21 protein-coding genes are annotated in these 21,797 nt (G+C 39.4%); 11 read left to right on the plus strand and 10 right to left on the minus strand.

What is annotated here, in order from left to right:
* Positions 1-73 precede the first annotated feature (73 nt).
* Positions 74-1,360: a sensor histidine kinase gene (locus HYV86_00455; GenBank protein MBI2572309.1), complete on the plus strand. Its 1,287-nt coding sequence runs from the start codon at positions 74-76 to the stop codon at positions 1,358-1,360.
* On the opposite strand, the gene HYV86_00460 is transcribed toward HYV86_00455, so the two are convergent.
* Positions 1,341-1,685, minus strand: coding sequence for a hypothetical protein (locus HYV86_00460; GenBank protein MBI2572310.1), 345 nt, complete (start codon positions 1,683-1,685; stop codon positions 1,341-1,343). The genes HYV86_00455 and HYV86_00460 overlap by 20 nt on opposite strands.
* A 54-nt stretch (positions 1,686-1,739) precedes the next feature.
* Here HYV86_00460 and HYV86_00465 point away from each other — a divergent pair, with 54 nt between their 5' ends.
* The 4 genes from HYV86_00465 to HYV86_00480 all read left to right on the plus strand — a co-directional run bounded on the left by HYV86_00465 (position 1,740) and on the right by HYV86_00480 (position 3,567).
* The gene (locus HYV86_00465) at positions 1,740-1,931 is read left to right on the plus strand and encodes a hypothetical protein (protein MBI2572311.1); all 192 of its coding nucleotides are present in this window, start codon (positions 1,740-1,742) and stop codon (positions 1,929-1,931) included.
* A gap of 118 nt (positions 1,932-2,049) precedes the next feature.
* On the plus strand, positions 2,050-2,445 hold the full coding sequence (locus HYV86_00470) for a 30S ribosomal protein S6e (protein MBI2572312.1): 396 nt from the start codon (positions 2,050-2,052) through the stop codon (positions 2,443-2,445).
* A 104-nt stretch (positions 2,446-2,549) separates the two neighbouring features.
* Positions 2,550-2,726, plus strand: a complete 177-nt coding sequence (locus HYV86_00475; protein ID MBI2572313.1) for a hypothetical protein — start codon at positions 2,550-2,552, stop codon at positions 2,724-2,726.
* 1 nt (position 2,727) lies between these two features.
* Complete coding sequence (locus tag HYV86_00480; protein MBI2572314.1) at positions 2,728-3,567, plus strand: hypothetical protein; 840 nt, start codon at positions 2,728-2,730, stop codon at positions 3,565-3,567.
* A gap of 282 nt (positions 3,568-3,849) precedes the next feature.
* On the opposite strand, the gene HYV86_00485 is transcribed toward HYV86_00480, so the two are convergent.
* A complete protein-coding gene (locus HYV86_00485; protein MBI2572315.1) occupies positions 3,850-4,371 on the minus strand; it encodes a helix-turn-helix domain-containing protein in 522 nt (173 codons plus the stop codon).
* Positions 4,372-4,496: 125 nt separating this feature from the next.
* Between HYV86_00485 and HYV86_00490 the strand changes: the two genes are divergently transcribed.
* From HYV86_00490 to HYV86_00500, 3 genes are all read left to right on the plus strand, one after another.
* Positions 4,497-5,249, plus strand: coding sequence for a nitroreductase family protein (locus tag HYV86_00490; protein MBI2572316.1), 753 nt, complete (start codon positions 4,497-4,499; stop codon positions 5,247-5,249).
* A 350-nt stretch (positions 5,250-5,599) separates the two neighbouring features.
* On the plus strand, positions 5,600-6,664 hold the full coding sequence (gene ftsZ, locus HYV86_00495) for a cell division protein FtsZ (GenBank protein ID MBI2572317.1): 1,065 nt from the start codon (positions 5,600-5,602) through the stop codon (positions 6,662-6,664).
* Positions 6,665-6,897: 233 nt separating this feature from the next.
* A complete protein-coding gene (locus tag HYV86_00500) occupies positions 6,898-7,923 on the plus strand; it encodes a hypothetical protein (GenBank protein ID MBI2572318.1) in 1,026 nt (341 codons plus the stop codon).
* Positions 7,924-7,935: 12 nt separating this feature from the next.
* Here HYV86_00500 and HYV86_00505 read toward each other — a convergent pair whose 3' ends face one another.
* From HYV86_00505 to HYV86_00520, 4 genes are read right to left on the minus strand one after another with little or no spacing between them, the layout of a single operon-like run.
* On the minus strand, positions 7,936-8,859 hold the full coding sequence (locus tag HYV86_00505) for a thioredoxin family protein (protein MBI2572319.1): 924 nt from the start codon (positions 8,857-8,859) through the stop codon (positions 7,936-7,938).
* 36 nt (positions 8,860-8,895) lie between these two features.
* Positions 8,896-9,780, minus strand: coding sequence for a hypothetical protein (locus HYV86_00510; GenBank protein MBI2572320.1), 885 nt, complete (start codon positions 9,778-9,780; stop codon positions 8,896-8,898).
* 11 nt (positions 9,781-9,791) lie between these two features.
* The gene (locus HYV86_00515) at positions 9,792-10,694 is read right to left on the minus strand and encodes a hypothetical protein (GenBank protein MBI2572321.1); all 903 of its coding nucleotides are present in this window, start codon (positions 10,692-10,694) and stop codon (positions 9,792-9,794) included.
* Between the two features lie 27 nt (positions 10,695-10,721).
* Positions 10,722-11,441, minus strand: coding sequence for a hypothetical protein (locus HYV86_00520; protein MBI2572322.1), 720 nt, complete (start codon positions 11,439-11,441; stop codon positions 10,722-10,724).
* Positions 11,442-11,617: 176 nt separating this feature from the next.
* On the opposite strand from HYV86_00520, the gene HYV86_00525 reads away from it, so the two are divergent.
* A complete protein-coding gene (locus tag HYV86_00525; GenBank protein MBI2572323.1) occupies positions 11,618-12,568 on the plus strand; it encodes a phosphate uptake regulator PhoU in 951 nt (316 codons plus the stop codon).
* 16 nt (positions 12,569-12,584) lie between these two features.
* Here the strand turns inward: HYV86_00525 and HYV86_00530 are convergent, their stop codons facing one another.
* Complete coding sequence (locus HYV86_00530; protein ID MBI2572324.1) at positions 12,585-14,312, minus strand: phosphotransferase; 1,728 nt, start codon at positions 14,310-14,312, stop codon at positions 12,585-12,587.
* Positions 14,313-14,467: 155 nt separating this feature from the next.
* On the opposite strand from HYV86_00530, the gene HYV86_00535 reads away from it, so the two are divergent.
* Entirely contained in the window at positions 14,468-15,955 is a 1,488-nt protein-coding gene (locus HYV86_00535) for a proline--tRNA ligase (GenBank protein MBI2572325.1), read from the plus strand.
* A gap of 51 nt (positions 15,956-16,006) precedes the next feature.
* Complete coding sequence (locus tag HYV86_00540; protein MBI2572326.1) at positions 16,007-17,284, plus strand: hypothetical protein; 1,278 nt, start codon at positions 16,007-16,009, stop codon at positions 17,282-17,284.
* 56 nt (positions 17,285-17,340) lie between these two features.
* On the opposite strand, the gene HYV86_00545 is transcribed toward HYV86_00540, so the two are convergent.
* From HYV86_00545 to HYV86_00555, 3 genes are all read right to left on the minus strand, one after another.
* Positions 17,341-17,874 carry a hypothetical protein gene (locus HYV86_00545; protein ID MBI2572327.1) on the minus strand — a complete coding sequence of 178 codons (534 nt, stop codon included), beginning with the start codon at positions 17,872-17,874 and terminating at the stop codon, positions 17,341-17,343.
* A 269-nt stretch (positions 17,875-18,143) separates the two neighbouring features.
* Positions 18,144-21,278 (minus strand): isoleucine--tRNA ligase, encoded by a 3,135-nt coding sequence (locus HYV86_00550; protein MBI2572328.1) that lies wholly within the window; start codon positions 21,276-21,278, stop codon positions 18,144-18,146.
* A gap of 250 nt (positions 21,279-21,528) precedes the next feature.
* On the minus strand, positions 21,529-21,792 hold the full coding sequence (locus HYV86_00555) for a hypothetical protein (GenBank protein ID MBI2572329.1): 264 nt from the start codon (positions 21,790-21,792) through the stop codon (positions 21,529-21,531).
* Positions 21,793-21,797: the final 5 nt, after the last annotated feature.

Here is a 21,797-nt window from a genome sequence, read left to right on the forward strand (position 1 = left end):
AAAACCACTGGTTTAACTACTGTTTAGTTACAAAAACGCAAAGTTTATAAACCCCCTGCTTGCCAGCATTCCTATGAGTACTCAACTTTCACAATTTGCACGGTTTGTCGCAGAAGCACAAGTAGAACTAGCTGCAAAAAGAGTACGGCTTGCTCAAAGTATTGCTACTAATCTTTTAGGTCGAGATATAACACAATATCAACCTGTGCTTCCCACACAACCTATTCTTTTAGCTCCTCGGGAAGATATTACCACACTATTACAAAATCCTCTATATGTTCTAAGTGCTCTACAACCTGGGGGTCGTTTATCACGATGGGCACCACGTAGTGATTTGGTTCATAAATTCACTCATGATCTCCAAAACCCTTTACGTACAACTGCGAATTTTGCCGGATTTATCATTGATGATTATCTTTCTGATGTAGAGTTAAATCTTACTTTAGGCATGCTTTATACGACCATTGCGGATGTAGGTTCATTTGATACTCCTACTTTTCGTGAATCACTAGATATACTTGTTAGAGAAGGGTATCAGCCACGAGAAATTATTGCCGTAGCAGCAAAAAATCTTCAAGACAAAGCCGAACATATTTATGGGCTACTCACTGCCGGTCAATTTAATCCCGAAGAACTTCTTCTTATCGAAGCATATGGGGGTAATATTGTAGAGCCATTTCTTCGCACCGTTGAACATTTAGGTCTAGAAGACTCTGAGAATCATATTCTTCGATTAGAAAAAGCATCAGATGACATTCTTACTGTTGCAAGAAAAGTTGGTTTGGATTTAACCGAAGAACATGTCAATCTCGGTAAATATTTTACTCAACAAGCCACAGTATTGGCAACATTGGGTATTCGTGTTCATTATTGTGCGCAAACTCCTCTTCTCACACTTACTAATCCTGCTGTGGTAGATGCTCTTAATAATTGGGTTGGCAATGTTGCTAAATATGCTTCTCCGCAAGCCACGGGCAAAGAAAGTACTGAACTTCATGTGAGGGTAGTATATGATAATAATGGTCATGCTCATCTTGAACTTCGAGATACGGGAAATGGCATTGATACTACCAACTTATGGAAGCGTGCTGTAAAACACGGTTATGTTCCTGCAGAACAAACACCTAATCCTGGTTTTGTTTTAAGCGATCTTATTTATCGTTCAGGTATAACTACCTCTGATAATCCAACTGGGCAAAATCAGCATGGTCTTGGGGCAGGTTTAGGAATGGGGATTATTAGGGATGAAGTTCAACAAATCGGTGGGAATTTTTCAGTTCAAAGTGAAACCGGCAATGGAACGACAGCAACAATGAGGCTTCCTCCACACGCATACATCACTATCTTACCACAACCTTAGATGCAATAATCTCTTTCTTTCCTTTATACTCTTCAACTTTGCCTTCTATTTCAACAAACTGTCCCTCTTTAAGAAACAATTCTTCCGCAGTAAACACGATAACGTCCGTCTTTTCGACGCGTTGTCCTTCAATCTCAGCAAAGAGCACATTATCATGCGGTGAGAGTCGTGTAATAATCCCTTTCATTCGTACTATTTCGGAAGAGGGATGCGACTCGATTGTTGCAACACTCTCTACCTCAAATTCTTGAGAATATAATGCCAATACTGCTATCCCTACAAAGAAGACGGCATACGCAAATTTGGTGAGGGTGTGCTCATTCATCTGTATGAAAAGAGTTGCCAAACATTTATATAGTCTCTTCTTTAAGTTGATTTTATGTCAGCAGAGCGAATATCTCAACTTCGAGAACAAATCATCCAATTAGAAAAACGTCTTCGGCAATTAGAATGGGATCTTGCTCGTAATCAAATTAATGTCTTTCAAAAGAAAAAATTAGATCAACTTCGTGCTGAGCACACTACTCTTTCTAGTGAATTAGCAAGTTTAGAGTCAGTTGTTGCCAAATAGTTCTTCTTGTTCTTTATATCCCATACCTTTTTAAATAATCTTCATAATCAGTCTGATATTGCTGAGACCATCAATGGATGCGACCTGCTAAGGTCCCAAGTCTCGGGGAGAATGAAAAATGGTAGAATATAAAGTTGTAATCGGACTTCAATCCGGAAAAACAGTTCAAAAAGAAATTAAAGATGCACATGCAGATGCTCTTCACGATTTACGTATCGGTGAAACTATTTCTGGTGATAAATTAGGTTTTGCAGGATATGAGTTTCAAGTTACCGGCGGTTCTGACAAATGCGGTTTTCCTATGCGTAAAGGCATTCAAGAAGCCCGTAAAAAAATTCTCATGCATGGCGGCGTAGGTTTTAGTGGTCTTAACCGTAATGGTCAGAAGCAAAAAGGTCTCGTTCGACGTCGTACTGTCTGTGGCGAACGCATTACGAAAATTATTCATCAAGTCAACCTTAAAGCGACCAAAGAAGGTCCTGACGCTATTGAAAGCGATCCTTCTAAGAAATAAACTTTTTGTTTTCTTTTTTCTCATCCATTATCTCACTTCTCCACTACCAATACTTTTTTATACCTCTTCTCATTCCAAAAGATTATAAAAAAAGAGGTGAGGGAATGAGTCTAGCAGATCAGTTCTCAATGTTTCAACAAAACATTAATGCAGCTACTGCATTCGTTGGACAACGGTTGCGTGTTTTTCCTACGTTACCAAATCCTGAAAAAGCAGGGTACATTGTGTTTGGTGTTGGATTTCTGGTATTCTTTGTAGGGCTCATTCTATCAATATTATAAAATGGCATATGTTCCCCCTTCAAGTGATAGAAATGATATTTTTGGCGTGAACTCTCGGTTTGGTGGTAAAATCGAACCGGAAAAACCCAAAGGCAATTTTTTAACTCGCGATCGAACCATGACGGTGAAGTATAACCCTTGGCGTAGCTTCAAACGCATCGTAGGTATAGTGTTACTTGTCAGCGTTTTTCTGGTAGGAAGTTGGATGTCAACGGCAGCGTGTAGTTCAACGGATCCTTCCATGGCTCGTTGGTGCTTCTCGCCATTTGATTCTTCAAGTTCGTTAACTGGCGCAAGTATTCAAGAAGAACCTGCAGTTCAAACTGCCCCTGTTGAAGTTGCTCCTCTCGAAACAGTTCCTGTGGTAGCAGAAGCAACTCCTCCTGTAACCGAAACGGTTGAAGAACCTGCAGTTGTTCCTGTAAAAGAAGAAGTAAAAGCTCAAGAAAAGCAAGAAGAGCCAGAAGTTGTAGTTACAAAATATTCTAACAAAGTAATTCTTACTTTAGATATGGTCAAAAGCACTTCCATGGGCACTTGGGGCAAAGTAGATCGTCTCGATGTAAGTATTGCTAACCAAGAACCAGGTACGGTGATACCTTACAAATTGGTAATGATCATGGAAGGATATGATAAAAGAACCAAAGATATACTTATCCCTGAAAACATTGCCAGTATTACTTCTGGGAAAATGATTCGCCCTTCATTAGCTGTAGAAGGTGGATTTTCCTATAGCGAAGCTCAAGTTGGCGAACTTGCTACTGTTCGTATTGACTTAACTTTGGTTGACAAAGCCGGCAAAGTCATCGCCAGCACCAGCCGAGATGTGAAATTAAACTAATTTTTCTTTGATTTTTTCTCTTTCTTTGTATCAATTTTTTTATCAATCTGGTGCTCTAACAGAAGATACTCTAACAGAATGTCCCATGGCAACATGCCAATGTACTTATTGTGAAAACAGCTCAGGGTTATTTCTTCCAAGAAACCGAATCAATGTGAGTGTGGGTCAAAAGGGGGTTTTCTTGATCTTGCTCAACCTCAAGTAATTCTTGTTTTCCTACAAAATCTGGAAATAGAATTTCAACTAAAAAATAATCAATAAGAAGTAGCGTTTCAAAGATCTTTATTTCAACACAACCTTCTCCCCAGCATATAATCCCATTTTCATCATCTGTTCATACTGATTCTGGGTCAGGGTCAAAAAGGAAAGATCGAATCCTTTGTCCTTAATACGTTTGGCAATTTCTTCTACTGGTCCTCCTTCAATACCTTGTCCAATGATCAAAATGTTCGCTTTGCCTTTCTTGCGCACCCCTTGTAACAAGACACTTTCGACTCCTTGCATCCCTCCCACTGCATCAACAAAATCCGGAACTCCGTCATACTCTTCATGCAACAACTCTTTCAAAAATGCGGTCTTGTCATTTGCTTCCATGCGGTACACTTTAGATGTCTTCCATTCCCTTCGACCTACCAACCCTAATCCAACAAAGTCTTGCAATGTTCGATAGGTTGAGGTCAATGATACGCCGCTTCGGTCCGCAATTTCTTTAAGATATAACTCTTCAGAACTGTTCAAAAGAAGTCGAAGTATGGCTGCCTTCTTGTCATCTATCAAATATGCAAGCATCTCTTTTTTGACCACAGGTTCATAAATCTCTTCACATTTATATTGTTTTTCATTTTTGAAAATACATTCCAAAAAAAGAAGCAGATTCCAAAAATGGAAAGATAGCATTTAAATAGGTATTTTTCTTTCCAAATTTGAACATGAGCGAGACACTTCAGGAAGATGATCCAATCCCGCAGTTACATGACATTGTGGATATCATCAAGTACCGACGAACTGTCAAATATTTTCTTCCAAAGTACGTTTCGTGGGATAAAATTTCTCGTATCCTTGATGCTGCACGTCATGCACCCAGTAGCGGAAATATACAAAACTGGAAGTTTATTGTTGTTATGGATTCAGGCAGAAAACAAGGATTGGCTCAAGCCTGTTATGAGCAATATGATCTTGCAGTAGCGCCCTATGTTATAGTTATTGTCTCAGAAACAGAGAAAGCAGAACGCTATTACGGCGTAAGAGGTGATCGCTTATATGCGATTCAAAACTGTGCTGCTGCTGCGCAAAATATCCTCTTAGCCGCAACCGGAATGGGCTTAGGATCTGCATGGATTGGCGCGTTTGATGAAGATGCAGTGCGTTCATTACTAGGTGTGCCTGCTGAAGTTCGTCCACAAATCATCATTCCTATAGGATATGCTCGCGAGATTCCTCCCAAACCTGCAAAATATCCACTCGAAACAGTAGTATACATTAACCGTTGGCGAGGTAAATTTCGGGATGTTCACAAGTACATGAACGATACTGCTGTGATCTTAGCACGCAAAACGGGGCATGCAAAAGAAGCTCTCGAAGCAGGGATTTCTGCAATTTTAGAAAAAACAAAAGATAAATTAGGGATCAAAAAAGAAGAGCATTCTCACGACGATAAACACCAATCTGAAGAACACCATTAATTTTGTACCTATCTCTAAGTGGTTGTAAAAGTTTAAATAAAAGTTACTTTATACTGTGACTCAGGTCGATATAAAAGTTTAAGATCACAAAAAGAAGTTAAAAGAGTTTATGGCTGGTCCCCATAATCTCCACATGTGGTCGTTTTCAACAATTGGTTTGGTCGGTTCTAACAAGCTAGGTCTTGGTCTGAATTAGATGTTAGGTTCTTAGGTCAAGGAAGAGGATATCCCGGTAGTATATAAATCTTTTCATACTCCAAAATATGTGTCTTCAAAGATACATATTCACGAGAAAACAAAAGAGGGGGGAAGAGCAAGCCTCTTCGTAAAAACCTTGAGGTGGTGTAAAAATGGATTTTATCGTAAAGAACGCATTAGAAAATATGCAAGAAGAAACATTTGAAAGTATGAACCAAGCTAATATTAAAGTTATTGGCGTGGGTGGCGCAGGCAACAACATGGTTGGCTGGTTGTATAAAAAAGGAATTAAAGGGGCAGAAATTCTCGCAATCAACACAGATCACCAACATCTTCACATTACCGGAGCAGACAAAAAGTTCCTTATCGGAAAAGATTGTACTCGCGGTCTAGGTTGTGGCGGATTCCCAAGCAAAGGGGCTGAAGCAGCTCAAGAATCTTTGATGAAAATTAAAGAATCTTTGAAAGGATCAGATATGGTCTTTGTTTGCGCAGGGATGGGAGGAGGAACTGGTACTGGTGCAGCTCCAGTAGTAGCTCAAGTAGCAAAAGACACTGGTGCAATTGTTATTGGAACCGTAACGATGCCTTTTAACATTGAGCGTGCTCGATGCGACAAAGCAGAATTTGGTCTTCAACAACTTCGCCAAGTATCTGATACTGTTATTGTAATTGATAACAACCGCCTTGTTCAAATTGCTGGTAACTTGCCAATCCAACAAGCTTTCGCAGTTGCAAATGAACTCATCGCTACCATGATTAAAGGTATTGTTGAGACCATTGCAGTTCCAAGCTTAGTTAACCTGGATTACGCAGACGTTAAAGCAATCATGTCTAACGGTGGCGTAGCAGCTATTGGTGTAGGAAGCTCCGATACCAACAACCGCGTTGAAGAAGCTGTTAAAGGCGCTCTTTCCAACCCATTACTTGACATCAACTATGAAGGCGCAACTGGTGCACTTATCCACATCACCGGTGGCCCTGACATGACTCTTGATGAAGTAAGCCGAATTGGTGAGCTTGTAACCGAGAGCCTTGATGATGATGCTAACGTTATCTGGGGAGCACGTGTTGCTGACGAAATGAAAGGTAAATTGACTGTTATGACCATTATCACTGGTGTTAATAGCCCATGGATCCTTGGCAAAGTAGACCAACACAAATCCCAAAAACGCGCTCAATCATTAAGCCGCGAACTTGGACTTGAATTAGTTTAAGAACAGCTAGGCGCCTGCGTTGCAGGTTTTTTTTAATTTTATTTTTTTCCTCCAAATCTTGCCCACGCTGTTTCTTCTAGTACACCACCCCCCTAAAACACTGGGCAAGATTTTTTTTTTTTTTTTCAAAAATTATTTATGGTTAGATGGCTATTCTCAAAAATAGATATTGTGGTTTTATCAAGTAACAATTCCTAAATCTTTATAATTCTAAAAAAAATGAGCAATCTTAAATGAAACTCATCTGCCTTTGTTCTGAATCAGCGTACTCTTTAGTCAAACCTATTATATTTTTATTATCTAAAGAAGACCCTTACAAAGCTCATGAATGGTTCATCACTAACATTCGCGTTCTTCACACACTTCATCTGGACAGACTGATCTTCTATTACAAAAGCCCCTCTTCTAAAATAGAACTTTCAAACGCCGCCGGCTTTAACAAAAATGGGCAGATCCCGCCCCAAACTCTCAAGTATATTGGATTCGATCGAGTTGTTGTTGGTACGGTTACTGCCGATCCATGGGCAGGCAACCCTCGTCCCAGCATAATAAGATTTCCTCAAACTGGTTCCATGGTCAACTGGCAGGGTCTTCCGGGTGTTGGGGCAGCCAAAGTCGCCCAAAATATGGCAAAATTTGGTGCTCATGGGGTACCTATAACTATCAATCTTATGTCTACACCGGGTAAAAAAGGAGAAGATCTCCTCAACGACCTTGCTTTCACTATCAAAACAACTCGAGATCTTCACGGGGTTGATCGCTTCGAACTCAACATTTCTTGTCCTAATACTCATGGGTCTGGTGGGGGCATGGATGCACGCAAGGAATACCAAGAACAACTTGTCAGTATGCTTCAAACCGTAACCAAAGCAAAACATCCCTATCAAGAACTTGATCTTAAAATTTCGCCAGATCTTGATGATAATGGTATGAAAGAGTTAATTGCTGTGGCAACTCAATATCCGATCAATCGTTTCACTATTGCTAACACCACTACTCGGCATGATCCAAACTATATTCAACCTTCCCCTGGAAAAGGCGGTGCAAGTGGTAATGCCGTGTATCAACAATCTCTTGCAACCCAACGGCTTCTGGTGGAACATTTTTCCCAAGCAAACGTCATTGCTTGCGGCGGAATCAACTCAATCGACAAAGCCAAAGAACGAATTTCCATCGGAAACGTTGTTGGCATCCAGATATATACTCCATTTATTTTCGAAGGACCAAAGTTGGTAAGAATATTGAAAACAGAAATTTAGGGAAAAAGAAATTTAGAGAAGTGAATCTAATGTTCGTCGAATTTCATTCGGATTATATCCTTTAATACGACTCATCAACGTGCCTCTTTGGTAAATAAGAACTGTGGGGAGTTTAAGACTGGTATCTCCTTGGTGTTCAGGAGCAACTTTTGCCGTAAGTGATTTTTGTGAATCAACATTAACTTTTAAAAATTCAGCTTGACCTGCGTACTCTCGCTTCATGTCCTCTAGATCTTTCCCAAGAGATTTACATGGTCCACACCAGGTGGCATAGAAATCAACTACAACTGGTTTATCTCCTTTAATGAGCTCATAAAATTTACTCTCTCCTGAGGGATGATCTTGGATTGCTATTTGGCCAGAATGGGATCTTGTTGGTTTGGTTGTTTGCGTATTTCTTTGCATGTCCCCGCCGAACTTATCTTCTGTTCTTTTTTTATATTTAGCTGCCACTGCATTTGGAATTGTTGAAGAAATAATCACACCTTTGTATTGTGTATTTTCTATTGATTCAACAGTAAGAGCTCGAGAAATTTGGAATCGTTCTTTTCCCATCCTATCTAACTCTGCAACCGCACATTCAGCTTGAGTGCGGTATGCTGGTGGAAACGCAACATATACCTTTTGTGTTTTAAATTCAAGTTTTTCGACATACTTTTCTAAATCTGCTCTATCTCTAGGGCTAAGTAGGGGCATGTTTTTTGAAAATCGTAACTGTAACTTTCCTTTGCTTTTCGTGTTTGTCTGATCTTTACCTTCACTATAACAACGAATTTCTGGTGCAACAACTCTCGTTTCAGGTCTTGCTGCGGAAGAATACATTGGTTCGTAACGTGGTTTATCATCGCTACATCCTGTCATCAGCAAACTTGCTAAGGCAAAGTACAAAGTTGTTGGTCTCATAGTAATTTCGTCATCATAATTGTTTTGACTCAAGATTAATCTTGGTCTCCCAATTTTTTATCTCATTTCTTATTGTTGTTCTTGAATTGTTGTATAACAAAATGGTAAATCAGGTGCTTGCCCTTCTCGCCATACTTGGGGATCTGGCGCAACTGCAGTGATAAAATAGTTTCCATATCGTTCGCCGCCCCAGGTACGTGCCCGTGCTCCGCCATTACCAACTTCAATCATGCAACCTCCTACTTTTACAAAAGATTGTGGGTAGCAAATTGTCTCTTCTATACCAAGAGCTGGTTGTATCAATGCGGCAGGCGCATCAAATCGGCCGGTGTATGCTTGGGCTAGTTGAACTCCATTTCGTAAATCAATAGTTTCTCCAGTAAACTCATACCCACCCACGTGACCTTGTCCGGGTAGAAACTGTACTTTATATGCCGTAGATCCTTCAAGTTCACAGATAGTGATGGTTCGATAATCATCACTAGGTATGCGAAAGTTGGGTGACAACGAATAGAGTGAAATTATCTTTCCCGGCGCAAAATAACCTTGATTTCCTTCTAGTCCAACTGCAAGTGCGCAATTAACTGCCGGTGAGTTTACGTTTCGTCCTTCGACACATTCCTCAATTCCAGAAGTATCTGGTCTGAGGTTTGCATCAGCAAGAGCTACATCAGTTTCTTGTGAATTAAGGGCGTCTTTTATTAACATATCTGGATGAAATGCAGAATCTAATCCTGCATCAACGCAACGAACACTGGGTTCAGAACAAGGATTTCCTTCCTTGCCCATATCAATGTAATATGGTAATGGTCCTTTCCAAGCATCTTCAACATAAGGTCTTTGATCTCCTTGATCTGGTGCTTGTGGGTGAGGTGAAATAGTAGTTGAATCAGTACACGCAGATGCCAAGAAAGTTAATGCAGTAATAGTAGTTAGGGTGGTTATATGTTTCATGGTAATATCTCTTATTCTTGTATGGTCGTATAACAAAACGGCAAATCGGGAGCTCTGCCTTCATACCATTCTCGTCGATCAGGACCAACTGCCACTATAGAACTAAGCGGATCTCCACCCCATCCTACTGTTGTGGCTCGTGGTGCTCCATGCCCAACTTCGATCATGCACTCACCAATTTTTACAAAAGATTGTGGGTAGCAAATTGTCTCTTCTATCTCTGTTGTGGGTCGAATTAAGACGGCAGGTGCTCCAAATCTATGGTATAATTGGGCTAGTAGGGCGCCATCTCTCAAATCAATTGTTTGTCCGGTAGTCTCATATCCTCGTCCTCTAAACTCTATCTCATGCGCCGTTGGTCCCTCAATCTCACAAATAGTGGTCGTCTTATATTCACTGCCCGCAGGTATATCGTCTTGTAAGTCGAGGGGAAGTAAATATTGCGCTCTTATTCTTCCTGGTACAAAGTATCCTCTTTCATTGTTAATTGCAATACCTAAAGCACAATTGACTGCTGGTGAATTTACCTCTTGCCCTTCAATACATTCTTCAATTCCCGTACTATCTGGTCTGGAATTTACATCCCTAGAATTCACATCTACGAGACCGGCATCTCTTTCTTGTGGGATGAAAGCATCTTGTAACAAAACGTTTTGGTCAAGTGCAGCATCTAAAATAGCGAAATCTAATGTCCCACTGTCTACACAACGAACACTAGGTTCGGAACAAGGGTTTCCTTCCTTGCCCATATCGATGTAATATGGTAATGGTCCTTTCCAAGCATCTTCCACATAAGGTCTTTGATTTCCTTGATCTAGTACTTGTGGGTGAGGTGAAATAGTAGTTGAATCAGTACACGCAGATGCCAAGAAAGTTAATGCAGTAATAGTAGTTAGGGTGGTTATATGTTTCATGGTGGTGTCTCTATTTCCTTGTAGTCTTTATTCTCTTGTAGTCTGTGAGAAACAATCTGAAATATCAGGAAAACCTGCGTTAGTGCGAATTGCAGTTTGATTTTGCTGGGGTGACATAATTGGCATTACTCTGCCTAATTTCCCTTCTTCTCGGTTTGGTGCAAAAATCCAGCCGCCATTATCTTGTACGTTTCCAAGACGAACACCTGCACTTTCAAAGTAACAATTTCCTACATGTGCAACAAGGGTATCCCCATAAATTCCTGCTGTTGGCTGAGGGTATCCTACTGCTGGGTTGTTGTAACCTTTTTTCTCCGCAAAATCTTCAGGTTTAAGAGAGTCCAAGAACCAAGAGATTCCTATTACCTCTGGTCTATCAAGTTGTTGTGTATCCGAAAGATCAAGAGTATTGCCGGTGTAGGTGAAGTTCGCATCGTATTCTCTAGCGATAGGGTTTGTAACAACGCAGTTTACTTGTTCATAAGGGTTAACGCCTTGGTTATGTTTCCAATTAGTTCGTTCTTCTTTGGTCTTGCCATATCCTTCATTAGTAGTTCCTTCAAAATAAAAATTTGGACTAGGGGGGTTACGCAGAGGTACATAACAAGGAAATGAACCTACATCTATGGGGACTTCTCCATTAGCTGCAGAATTATCGTCTTCCTCATGAAAAGAATGGTATTCTGCACAACTAGCAGAAAGCATAGCAAGGGCAGCGAATATAGGTGGTGTGATGGTATTTTTCATGATCTTTCCTCTCTAATCTATTTTTCTCATTGTTTCTGTTTCTCGTTGTTTTTCTAAAACGGCCAAGATATTACTTGTAAGTGACAAAGAAGTAAAATAAGTATCTTTAGGTAGTATAATACGTATCATACGTATTTTAGCAAAAATTTAAAAATAGGCTTTCTTTCTACTAATCCATGAAACGCACTGTCTCACGCATGGGTAACTCTTCATTAGTTATGTCGCTGCCTTCTGCGTGGGTGAGAGAAAATAATGTTAAAGCAGGAGATGAGGTCAATGTCGAATCTTTTGAAAAAGGTCTGACAGTTTCTCTTTCCCAGATTCATAAAAGTGAAAAAGCTCTTGAAATGGATGTGTCATCCTATTCCAAGCGTTCTTTGATGCACTTGCTTAATAATGCCTATCGTACAGGCTATGTTCGCTTCACGTTGCACCATCCTACAAAAGCACAGCGGCAGTTCATCAACGATTTTACTAGCACAAATCTTCTCGGATTTGAAGTTGTTGAAGAGAATCAGACTAAAATGATAATTGAGAATATTGCTGAACCATCTACCGATAAAACCGATATTATTTTACGTAAAGTCTTTCTTATCACAAAGCAAATGGCTGAACTGGTTTATCAAGACATATCTTCAAATTCTTTTACTAATCTTGAGACGATTACTAAATTCAAAGAAACAATCGATAGCTTCACTAATTTTACACGCAGAACCATTCTGGGTGTAAGTTATGGTGGAAAAGAACAATCCTATTTTCTCTTCACTTTCATTGCTAAATTTTCAGTATTAGCCCATACATATTACTATTTTTACAAAGATGTGTGTGATAAAAAAAGAAATCATAAACCCTTCATTAATGAACCTAAAATCTTTATGGATGTTATAACGAGAACTAATCTGGGTGTTACACTTCTCTATGATGTTTTTTACAAAAAAGATCTATCGAAACTCAATGAACTTGACAATCTACGCTGGGATGTATATAGTCAAATACAAACTTTTCTCGTAAAGAATAAAGGATTTGACAATCAATTTCTTCCTTATTTTTTTGAATTGGCTAGACATATTCAGGTTGCATCAACCTATCTCGTTGGATATCAATTTTCCTCGCAAATGAAATTTTAACATAATCTAACATCATCTAACATAGTTGTTCCTGTGCTTCTTTGACTGCTGAATTACGGCGATAAATTGAGAAACTTTCACGAGCAACGAGGAGTCCAGTTGTTGCCAGAGTAGGTAATAGCCAATTAACTTGATGTGAATATCCGGTAATTTTCTCCGCGATCCACCCTGCTGCTTCTAAACAGAATCCCACTCCTGGCATCCCTAGTAACATCCCTCTTCCTACTAAACGCTCGCTGGCTTGTTTTGCTCTATCATAAAATACTGTCTCCTCTAACTCATCTATGGCATTGTGTCCTGTTTCTTTGCCTTCTTGAAAGAGTAAAGAGAACGTACGTGAGTAAAAACCAGTGGCTTCCGGGTGCGTAAATTGATTTATATCATATCTCTCGGCACCGATCTCTTGATAATGCGATTTTAAAGAACGATCGATTTCTTCAAGCTGTGAGTTCTGTTCTTTTATTTGTCCAATGTACTCCAAAGCTTTTGAAAGATTAAATGCTTGATATGCTTCAAATTGCTTACGAACACTATGTGATGTAATTGATCCATTATTAAGATATTCATTGGCGTGAACTGCCCAGAATAGGTGCGCTTTTGCACGTGCTCTTGATCGCTCAAATTCTCTATTTTGTTCAGGCAGTAATTGATCTAGCAGTACATTTGCTGCTTTAGACTCACTTACTCCCATTTCACACGCTGCTAAGTAAAGATCAATATATCTATCTCCATGACCTGCCCGTCCAAAATCAAGCACTTTTACTCCTTTTTGTGCATCATAAAAAATATTTTCAAGCTTTAAATCGCCATTGACAAACCCGTCTCTTTTATGTATGTCCAATGCATCTACAATTTTTTGTGTTAGGTCAGTCCCAAGTGTTTTTGATGCACAATGCTCAAAGCGTGTTTCAGGACGATCAGATGGGTTGGTTCGTTCTTCAAGAACTCTACGAAGTCGATGATTGTATTGCCCATTTAAATCTGACATTGTTTGATATAGTGAACTAAAAATATCTAAGCGATTTTCTCTATCCAAACTTTCAATAATTGTATCTAATCTACTTCCGGGTAAATTAGAACTCATATCCCCTACATAATCATGTGCGAGAAGTAGAGGGGGTATTTGGTCGCAAGGTTTCTCCACTTTTTGAGTAAAGAAATATCGTACAACACTATCCACTCCCGCGCGGGTAAGACACATTTCCTGTTTGCGTTTTTGTTCTTTATCCTTACGAGTCCAGCGTGATGGGAAAACAGCTTTTTCTCCCTTCACAACATCTGCTTCTTGTTTAATCCAAATATATTGTGTTTCTTTTCCTTCCATTTCTAGGGGGATACGCGCTACAACGCCCCCTCGATATGCCGTGCTACTTTCATGCATTGGCTCCTCAATTCCAATCTTAATTTTTGTTTCATTTGCATCATAGAGTGTTGCTAATCTCCGTTTTAAGTCTCGCATCTCTGTTTTGCTAAGTATTTTTTCAAGAATGGATTTTTTTTCATTTCTTTTATTTCTCACATGTTCTTTAATTCTAAAAAACCAATCTCCTGCTACATATCCTGCATTTTGAAAAAGAGCCATCCCTGCTGTCGCCATTCCGCCATACATAAGAGCTATCTCCTTGGCATATTCATCATAACATCCTGTGCTCCGCCCATATTCTTGTGCTGCAATGGTAGCTCCTAATACCAAAGACACGCCTACTGTTTTACGTACAAGGGATGGTCGGACGATAGATTCCATAAACATGGGTAATGGGGGTCAATTTAAAAAGTTATCACTAAAAAGTGACATAAATAAGAGATATTAGATTAATCAAAACGTATCCCCTCATTGTTGTCTTCTCTGTGCTCATTGTTGTCTAAACATTTATATAACTCTTATTTATCTTTCATATCATGCCAAAAGAAGTTCCTCAAAAATCTCCTGCCAAACCAGAAACGAAAGACACCAAAGGTCTCACGGCAACTAAAGAGTCCGATTTCTCTGAGTGGTTCACCCAATTAATTCAAAAAGCAGAGCTGATCGAATATTCTCCTGTTTCAGGTTGTTATATCCTACGTCCGAATGCGTATTTTATCTGGGAACAAGTGCAATCCTATTTTGATCATCTTATAAAACAAGACGGTGTCAAAAATTGTTATTTTCCTCTCTTTATTCCTGAATCTCTCTTAACCAAAGAAAAAAATCACGTTGAAGGTTTTGCCCCAGAAGTTGCGTGGGTAGATTATGGCGGCGACACTAAATTAGGAGAACGCCTCGCTGTTAGACCTACCTCGGAAACCATTATGTATGACGCGTATGCAAAATGGATTCGATCCCACAAAGATCTTCCTTTACGTCTTAATCAATGGTGCAGTGTCGTACGTTGGGAATTCAAACATTGTACGCCTTTCCTGAGAAGCAGAGAATTTCTCTGGCAGGAGGGTCATACTGTATTCGCCACAAAAGATGAAGCAGTCAAAGAAGCATACAAAATTCTTGATTTCTACGAACAAGTATTTCAAGAGATGTATGCTGTTCCCGTTTTGAAAGGTCAAAAATCAGAAGGGGAAAAGTTTGCTGGTGCAGACTTTACTCTTTCTGTAGAAGCATTCTTACCAAACGGTAAAGCAATTCAAGGAGCAACATCTCATTATCTTGGACAAAATTTTGCCAAAGCATTCAGTATTGAATTCATGGATGAAAACCAGCAAAAACAATTTGCGCATCAAAACTCGTGGGGATTTTCCACTCGATCCATTGGCGTGATGATTCTTCAACATTCTGATGACAAAGGTCTAATCCTTCCCCCTCGAGTCGCACCTATTCAAGTTGTCATCGTACCAATCATTTTCGACAAGGGTAAAGAAGAAGTTCTTGCCGCAGTAAACGCAACTAAAACTGCACTCACCAAAGCAGGTTTGCGTGTTCATGTTGATGATCGTGAGGGGTATACACCGGGCTGGAAATACAATGAGTGGGAAGTTAAAGGTGTTCCACTTAGAATTGAAATAGGGCCAAAAGACGTTGAGAAAAAACAATGTATGGTCGCACGACGAGATACTGGAGAGAAAAAACCCTACTCTCTCACAAACCTAAGCAAAGATATTCCTCATCTCCTTGACACCTTCCAACAAGATCTACTTGCCAAAGCGCAGAAACACCTGAAAGAAAGCATTATCAAAATAGACATAGCAACGGACGCAATTAAACACATCGAAGATAAAAAAATGGTTCTTGCTCCTTGGTGTGGAGAAACACCGTGTGAAGAAGCGTTCAAAGAGAAGTCAGCAGCTAAATCGCTTAATGCGCCTTTCGATCAACCTGTTCTTAAGAAAGGTCAAAGTTGTTTTGCGTGTAAAAAACCTGCGATTCGTTGGCATTATTTCGGAAGAAGCTATTAGTTTTAACTTTAAAGTGGCAACATTTTTAAACGCTATCTATCTTTTCATTTTATGAATTATTCATTATCTTTATCACTGCTTGTTCCTGTACTATTTTATCCCTCTGGACATAGTGTAGGTCAAGAACCAAAACAAATAGTTCTAGAAACACCAAACCCAAGATCCCCTCATTCTATCTCTTTAACTCTTGATTCTTCACTTTTTATCAATTCTCACGAAAGCATCGTATCAACGACTACGTCTCTAAGTGAACTTGTTGGTTCTGTTGCGGATATGGTAGCACCCACAACAGCTCTTGGTCGTGTAGGAGAAATAAGTGCCATTGCATTTGCAGACGGCGTATTCTCCTGTTTTGGTCATGAATTTGGACATCAGCTCTATTTCAAAAGAACAGGGAGTATCGACCAAGCTCCTTTTGGCATCTGTTTCACATTTGAAGAAGAAGCCCCTTACCCTCTCTCAGATAAAATACTTACTATCATGAGGATGCATGCAGGTGCAGGAAGCAACATTCAATATGAGATTTCTCGTCAGGTCTTTGAACAATCACTTCAAACAGGGGACGTTCATGATGCAGTTACCTATCTCATCAATCGACTATCTCCTGGCATTTATTCCTACGCGAATCTCCTCGCAGGAACATCTCATCTCTCTCACCCGTCTCAAATTGGCGATATTCAAGAACAACAATGGTGGGATCTTGAAGTGTATACAGCTATGGTGAATTTAAGCTCTAATAATCCTTCTAATGCTTCTAACTATCTCAATTCTCCCTTACCAAATTTACGACTTACCTCGCGCATTCATCCTCACGAAATTGCTTTCGCTCAAGCTATGAGTGATGTTCTTAACATTGAAACATATCATGCAAGTGCTATCATTGGAGAATATGTTCGCTCTGGCAAACGAGAATATCAGCCCCTCCAATTTCAATTAGGTCCTATGGATATAACTCCTCCTCAATTATGGATTGGTTTAAGTGGATCTGGTCCCATCGCATTTGAAGAAATGTGGTTTGAAATTCAGTCTATGCGATTTAATACAACCTACGGCACAACCAGAATTTTCTCCACCGGCAAAGAGTTTCCTTATGATTATTTTAAATTAGGGATGGGGTACCATGCTGATGTTCAAATGGGCATCGAAAATGGCATTACCATTCGAGATGGAACCATAACTGGTTCGAAAGTAGGGGGCTTTATGGAGATAAATCTTGGTAGCTGGAACGTAGGCGCACGATGTCAATATTCTTATCATGATCTAGTAGAACAACAAATCTGGAATAGGGAAGGGTTAGAATTAAGCATAATTCTTGGTAGGGAGCTATAAAAAATTAAGAACGCAATTAAACTTAAAATAAACTCAAAAATAAAAAGACAAGAACCCTATCCTTCTCCTAAATAATTCTTATATGCATATTTTTTCGTTTGCATATCCAGAACCTTCTTAATCAACGCCTGTAGGTTCCACATCCTATACCACAACGGGTCAATATAATAATTATCCAGATTTTTAGACCATAATGTAAGATACCATCCACCCAGTTTCTTTGCTAGCCAGCCCCCTCCAAAAATATTTTCATAATCTGCTTCTACAATACCGTTAAGTGTGATGACCATTCTTCCATTTGAAAGACTTTTTTTCTTACCGTTACTATCTACTTCAATCTCTGTCAGGTCAAAAATATGTATCTTCATCTTGATAGTGTATTTGATATATTCAGTTACCTTTTTTTCTGTTTCCCAATCTATTTCTTGCTCTGCGCCCATGGGGGATGGCACTTTATGTTTGTACGTTTTTTCATGCCAGAAATAGCCATAATTCTTTGCCCAATCAACCATCGTAGAATACAACAAATCAAAATCAAAGAGCCCTTGGTACTTGATTATAATTGGACCTAGCGGCACAGGCGTTCCCATAGTAAGAAGAATCAATATTTTTGTGTATATAAACATTATGGGGTGGTAAGCCACCGCTGAATCAGAATTATTAAAAAATCTAAATTAAATCTGACTATTCCACTGGTGTGTTCACCAGTGGTTGAGAAGCGGAAAAAAATTCATTGGAGTGGTCAGGGTCCGAACGAACGACCCGAGGCGTAGCCGAGCATGCTCTCGGTCTATTGACCGAGAGTGGTCGTGAGTGATTGACGTACAAAAAGAAAGAAACACAAAAAGAAAATCTCAAACTATGCTTTATCAAACCAAACGCTAAACTCTTCGTTTTTGACTTTGAAGTCTTCATGGGCAAGATGGTTTTTAACAGCTTTAGCACTTACGTACTCCAGTTTTGCTGCACCAACTTTCTCACGAACATCCACTTCAAATCTAGCCAGCCGTTTGCGCATTTCTGCTGACACCAACACGAAGAGATGAATATCGTCCCGTTTTTGCAACCCAGCTTTTTTACGCATACTCTGCACATTACGCATTAACTCACGAGCAAATCCTTCGCTTTCTAACTCCGGATCAACATGGGTATTCACATACGCAAAGCCGTTCTTGAATGCTCCCTCTTGAAGATGAGTTGGAATTACTTTTTCCATAACCAACATCTCTTTAGTAATCTCAACTTCTTTACCTTCAAGTACAAAACGATACGCACCCTCAGATTCAAGATGTTTGACAATTGTTTGTGGACTATCAATGGTCAATTTCGTGATAATCTGCGGAGCAAGTTGCCCATAAGCAGGTCCAATCGCTGCATAATTTGGTTTGACTTTAACACTCACACCGGGGATATTTTCAACAACAGTAATCCCTTTCGCATTAACCTGTTTAAGCACAATATCACGAAGCCTTTCAACAGCTTCAAGCGTATCTGGATCTTTACTTGAAATAAGCACTTCTTTAAGCGGCCAGCGCACTCCTGTCTTAGCTTTTTCACGTGCACCGAGAGCTGCTTGAATCACGCCTTGCACAGTAGCCATATCTAACTCTAAACGTCGAGATATCTTGTTCTCATCAACGACTGGCCAATTAAAGTGACTAATGCTTTCAGGTTCTAGATTGAACGCTTGTTTGAAATTAAGATACATTGCTTCGCAGATAAATGGTGCAACAATTTGAAACATTTTAAGTGTTTCAAGCATCACATGTGCAACAGTATACGCTACAACTTCTTTATCTTGATCATCCCCCACTGCGCTCTTTTCACGAACCATCTGAATATATGTGCGAGAAAGATCAAGGAATAAACCATCAAGATGAGCAATAACCTCATCAATACGATATTCTTCAAGTAATCTAGTCACTTCTTTAATTGTTGAATGGAGTCGTGAAAAGATATACTTCTCTTCTTCACCAAGTACATTTTCCGTAATCCCTTTATCCAATGTGAATGGATTAATCTTATTATCCTCGCAGTGCGTAATCAAAAACTTATGCACATTCCAAAGAATATTAAGTTGGCGTGATTTCACAGCACATTCATCCCAACTAAAATTTACGTCTTCTCCTGCATTAGTCTGACACATATAATATCGCAACCCATCGGCCCCATATTTCTCAACCAATTCATCTGGTGAAATAATATTGCCTAATGACTTAGACATTTTCACTCCACTTACATCATTAAGAAATCCATGCATCACCACATTTTTGAACGGTTGGATATCAAACGCTAAAAAAGATGCAACTACCAAAAGATTATACCATCCGCGAATTTGATCTTTTCCCTCAAGGATAAAATCAACGGGGAAATATTTCTCAAAGAGATCGGTGCGGACAGGATAGTCCAAACAATTCCAAGACGCAGTACCTGCATCAATCCAAACATCTAAAACGTCAGGGATACGTTTGTACACTTTTCCATTTTTGGTAATAGTAATGTCATCTATCTTAGGAATATGCATGCCCTTTACTTTCTGACCACTCAAAGATTCAAGTTCTGCTACACTTCCTACAACAATAAAATCTCCATCGGGTGCTTGCCAGATCGGGACTGGTGTTCCCCAATAGCGCTGTTTAGTAATGGAATTATCACGAAGAAATTCAAGCCAAGAACGAAAAGCGTTTTTAGCAGATTGTGGTTGCCAGAGCACTTGCTCATTTGCTGTAACCATTTTATCTTTAAGATCTTCTACTTTGAAGAACCATTGTTTTGTAGTTCTAAAAATCACTGGCTGATGGCTACGTTCGCCATGGGGGTACTCATGAGTATATTTTTCTTTAGCAACAATAGCTTTTGTTGTATCAAGTAACTCAATAAACTTAGAATCATCCGTTTTCGCTTTTAATCCGTTTAATGGTCCAAAATTCTCGAAAATACCACCCTCATTAACACAATTAAATGGAGGTAGATGATACAAATGACCTACTTCATAATCCTCAGGACCACAACCTGGAGCGCAATGAACCAATCCTGTTCCAGCACTATCATCAACATATTCTTCAGTAAGCAAAACAGAAAAGAGCCGTTTATTTTTTTGCAATTCTAAGGGTAAATACTTCTCAACACCAAGAGGGTGAGTATAATGCAACCCTTCTAGTTCTTTTCCTTTTACTGTCTTTGTAACACGGAATTGACGCACTTTTGCTTTCGTCATAACTTCGTCTACTCTGTTCTTTGCTACAATCCATGTTTCGGTTCCTACACTAACTTCACAATATTCAATCTCTGGATGAACCATCACTGCAAGGTTGAGCGGAACAGTCCACGGAGTCGTCGTCCAAATTACTAGATACATCTTATCTTTTCCTACTAAGGGAAATTTAACGTAAAGTGAGATGTCTGTAATTTGTTTGTACTCTAGCTCGTGTTTGGCAACAGCAGTTTGTGTTGCAGTATCCCAATGCATTGTGCGCAGTCCCTGATAAAGGCGATTCTTCTCCTGGGCTTTCTTAATGAGAAGCCACTCTGCTTCCATAAATTCTTGTTTAATTGGTTGGTACGGATTGGAGAAATCTAATGTTGAACCGATGCGGATAAAATCATCATTCATTTTGAGCATCATTTCAGTACAGAACTTTTCACATTCTTCCATGAATTTTGCAATTCCAAACTGCTCAATATCTTGCTTATCTTTAAGATTAAATTTGACCATTACCTTCTGCTCAGTAGGAAGGCCATGCATGTCATATCCTGCCCTATCCCACACATTATGGCCTCGCATGCGCTTATAACGAACCATCATATCCTTGAGTCCCATATTCCAAGCATGCCCTAAGTGGATATGGCCGGAAGTATACGGCGGCCCATCCAGAAAATAAAATTTTGGACCATCTTGTGTTTTTGTACGTAATTTTTCAAGAGTTTTATGATGCTTCCAGTAGGCAAGAATTTGCGGTTCGAGTTCTGTATGGTTATAGGTAGTGAATTTCATGTGTTTCTCCTGTGGGGGTAGTTTAAAAGCGTTTTGGCAATCTGTGGTCATAAATGTATGCGGTTGGTCAAAGTTCAAGAAGTGGGTTTAGGGTGGTAGTTGCTTACGCAACAATATTGTTTATATTAATTAGAACAGATAGGGTTATCATGTTAATCTCACAGCAGGGTTCCCTACTTAAACATTCTGACAAAAATAAACTCTTAAAACGAGGATTGACACATTTCTATTATGGCGCATTCTATAATCTCTATTTTGGTACACTTGGGCAGAAGTTATATTTATGTACCTGATAAATTTGCAATGTTGAATAGTCCCGAATAATCTCGCTAAATTCACTTTTCAACTGCATTAAAATCACACGAAACTCCTCAACATCTTCCACTTCTAAATCAGCTTCAAAATCCCAAGGTCCTAATGCTTTAACAATATACACTATATTTGGATGAACACGACAAAATTCCACCAGCTGGCTATACTTTTCTTCATTGATATTACGTAATGAAATGAGCACTTTGT

It is taken from the genome of Candidatus Woesearchaeota archaeon (assembly GCA_016188115.1).
Classification (GTDB): Archaea; Nanobdellota; Nanobdellia; order Woesearchaeales; family GW2011-AR9; genus JACPIK01.

Coding starts and splice junctions, on each gene's coding strand:
- HYV86_00525 (MBI2572323.1), top strand. CDS start 11,618: ATGAAACGCACTGTCTCACGCATGGGTAACTCTTCATTAGTTATGTCG.
- HYV86_00510 (MBI2572320.1), bottom strand. CDS start 9,780: ATGAAACATATAACCACCCTAACTACTATTACTGCATTAACTTTCTTG.
- HYV86_00460 (MBI2572310.1), bottom strand. CDS start 1,685: ATGAATGAGCACACCCTCACCAAATTTGCGTATGCCGTCTTCTTTGTA.
- HYV86_00470 (MBI2572312.1), top strand. CDS start 2,050: ATGGTAGAATATAAAGTTGTAATCGGACTTCAATCCGGAAAAACAGTT.
- HYV86_00465 (MBI2572311.1), top strand. CDS start 1,740: ATGTCAGCAGAGCGAATATCTCAACTTCGAGAACAAATCATCCAATTA.
- HYV86_00520 (MBI2572322.1), bottom strand. CDS start 11,441: ATGAAAAATACCATCACACCACCTATATTCGCTGCCCTTGCTATGCTT.
- HYV86_00490 (MBI2572316.1), top strand. CDS start 4,497: ATGAGCGAGACACTTCAGGAAGATGATCCAATCCCGCAGTTACATGAC.
- HYV86_00515 (MBI2572321.1), bottom strand. CDS start 10,694: ATGAAACATATAACCACCCTAACTACTATTACTGCATTAACTTTCTTG.
- HYV86_00475 (MBI2572313.1), top strand. CDS start 2,550: ATGAGTCTAGCAGATCAGTTCTCAATGTTTCAACAAAACATTAATGCA.
- HYV86_00455 (MBI2572309.1), top strand. CDS start 74: ATGAGTACTCAACTTTCACAATTTGCACGGTTTGTCGCAGAAGCACAA.
- HYV86_00545 (MBI2572327.1), bottom strand. CDS start 17,874: ATGGGAACGCCTGTGCCGCTAGGTCCAATTATAATCAAGTACCAAGGG.
- HYV86_00550 (MBI2572328.1), bottom strand. CDS start 21,278: ATGAAATTCACTACCTATAACCATACAGAACTCGAACCGCAAATTCTT.
- HYV86_00480 (MBI2572314.1), top strand. CDS start 2,728: ATGGCATATGTTCCCCCTTCAAGTGATAGAAATGATATTTTTGGCGTG.
- HYV86_00540 (MBI2572326.1), top strand. CDS start 16,007: ATGAATTATTCATTATCTTTATCACTGCTTGTTCCTGTACTATTTTAT.
- HYV86_00500 (MBI2572318.1), top strand. CDS start 6,898: ATGAAACTCATCTGCCTTTGTTCTGAATCAGCGTACTCTTTAGTCAAA.
- ftsZ (MBI2572317.1), top strand. CDS start 5,600: ATGGATTTTATCGTAAAGAACGCATTAGAAAATATGCAAGAAGAAACA.
- HYV86_00530 (MBI2572324.1), bottom strand. CDS start 14,312: ATGGAATCTATCGTCCGACCATCCCTTGTACGTAAAACAGTAGGCGTG.
- HYV86_00535 (MBI2572325.1), top strand. CDS start 14,468: ATGCCAAAAGAAGTTCCTCAAAAATCTCCTGCCAAACCAGAAACGAAA.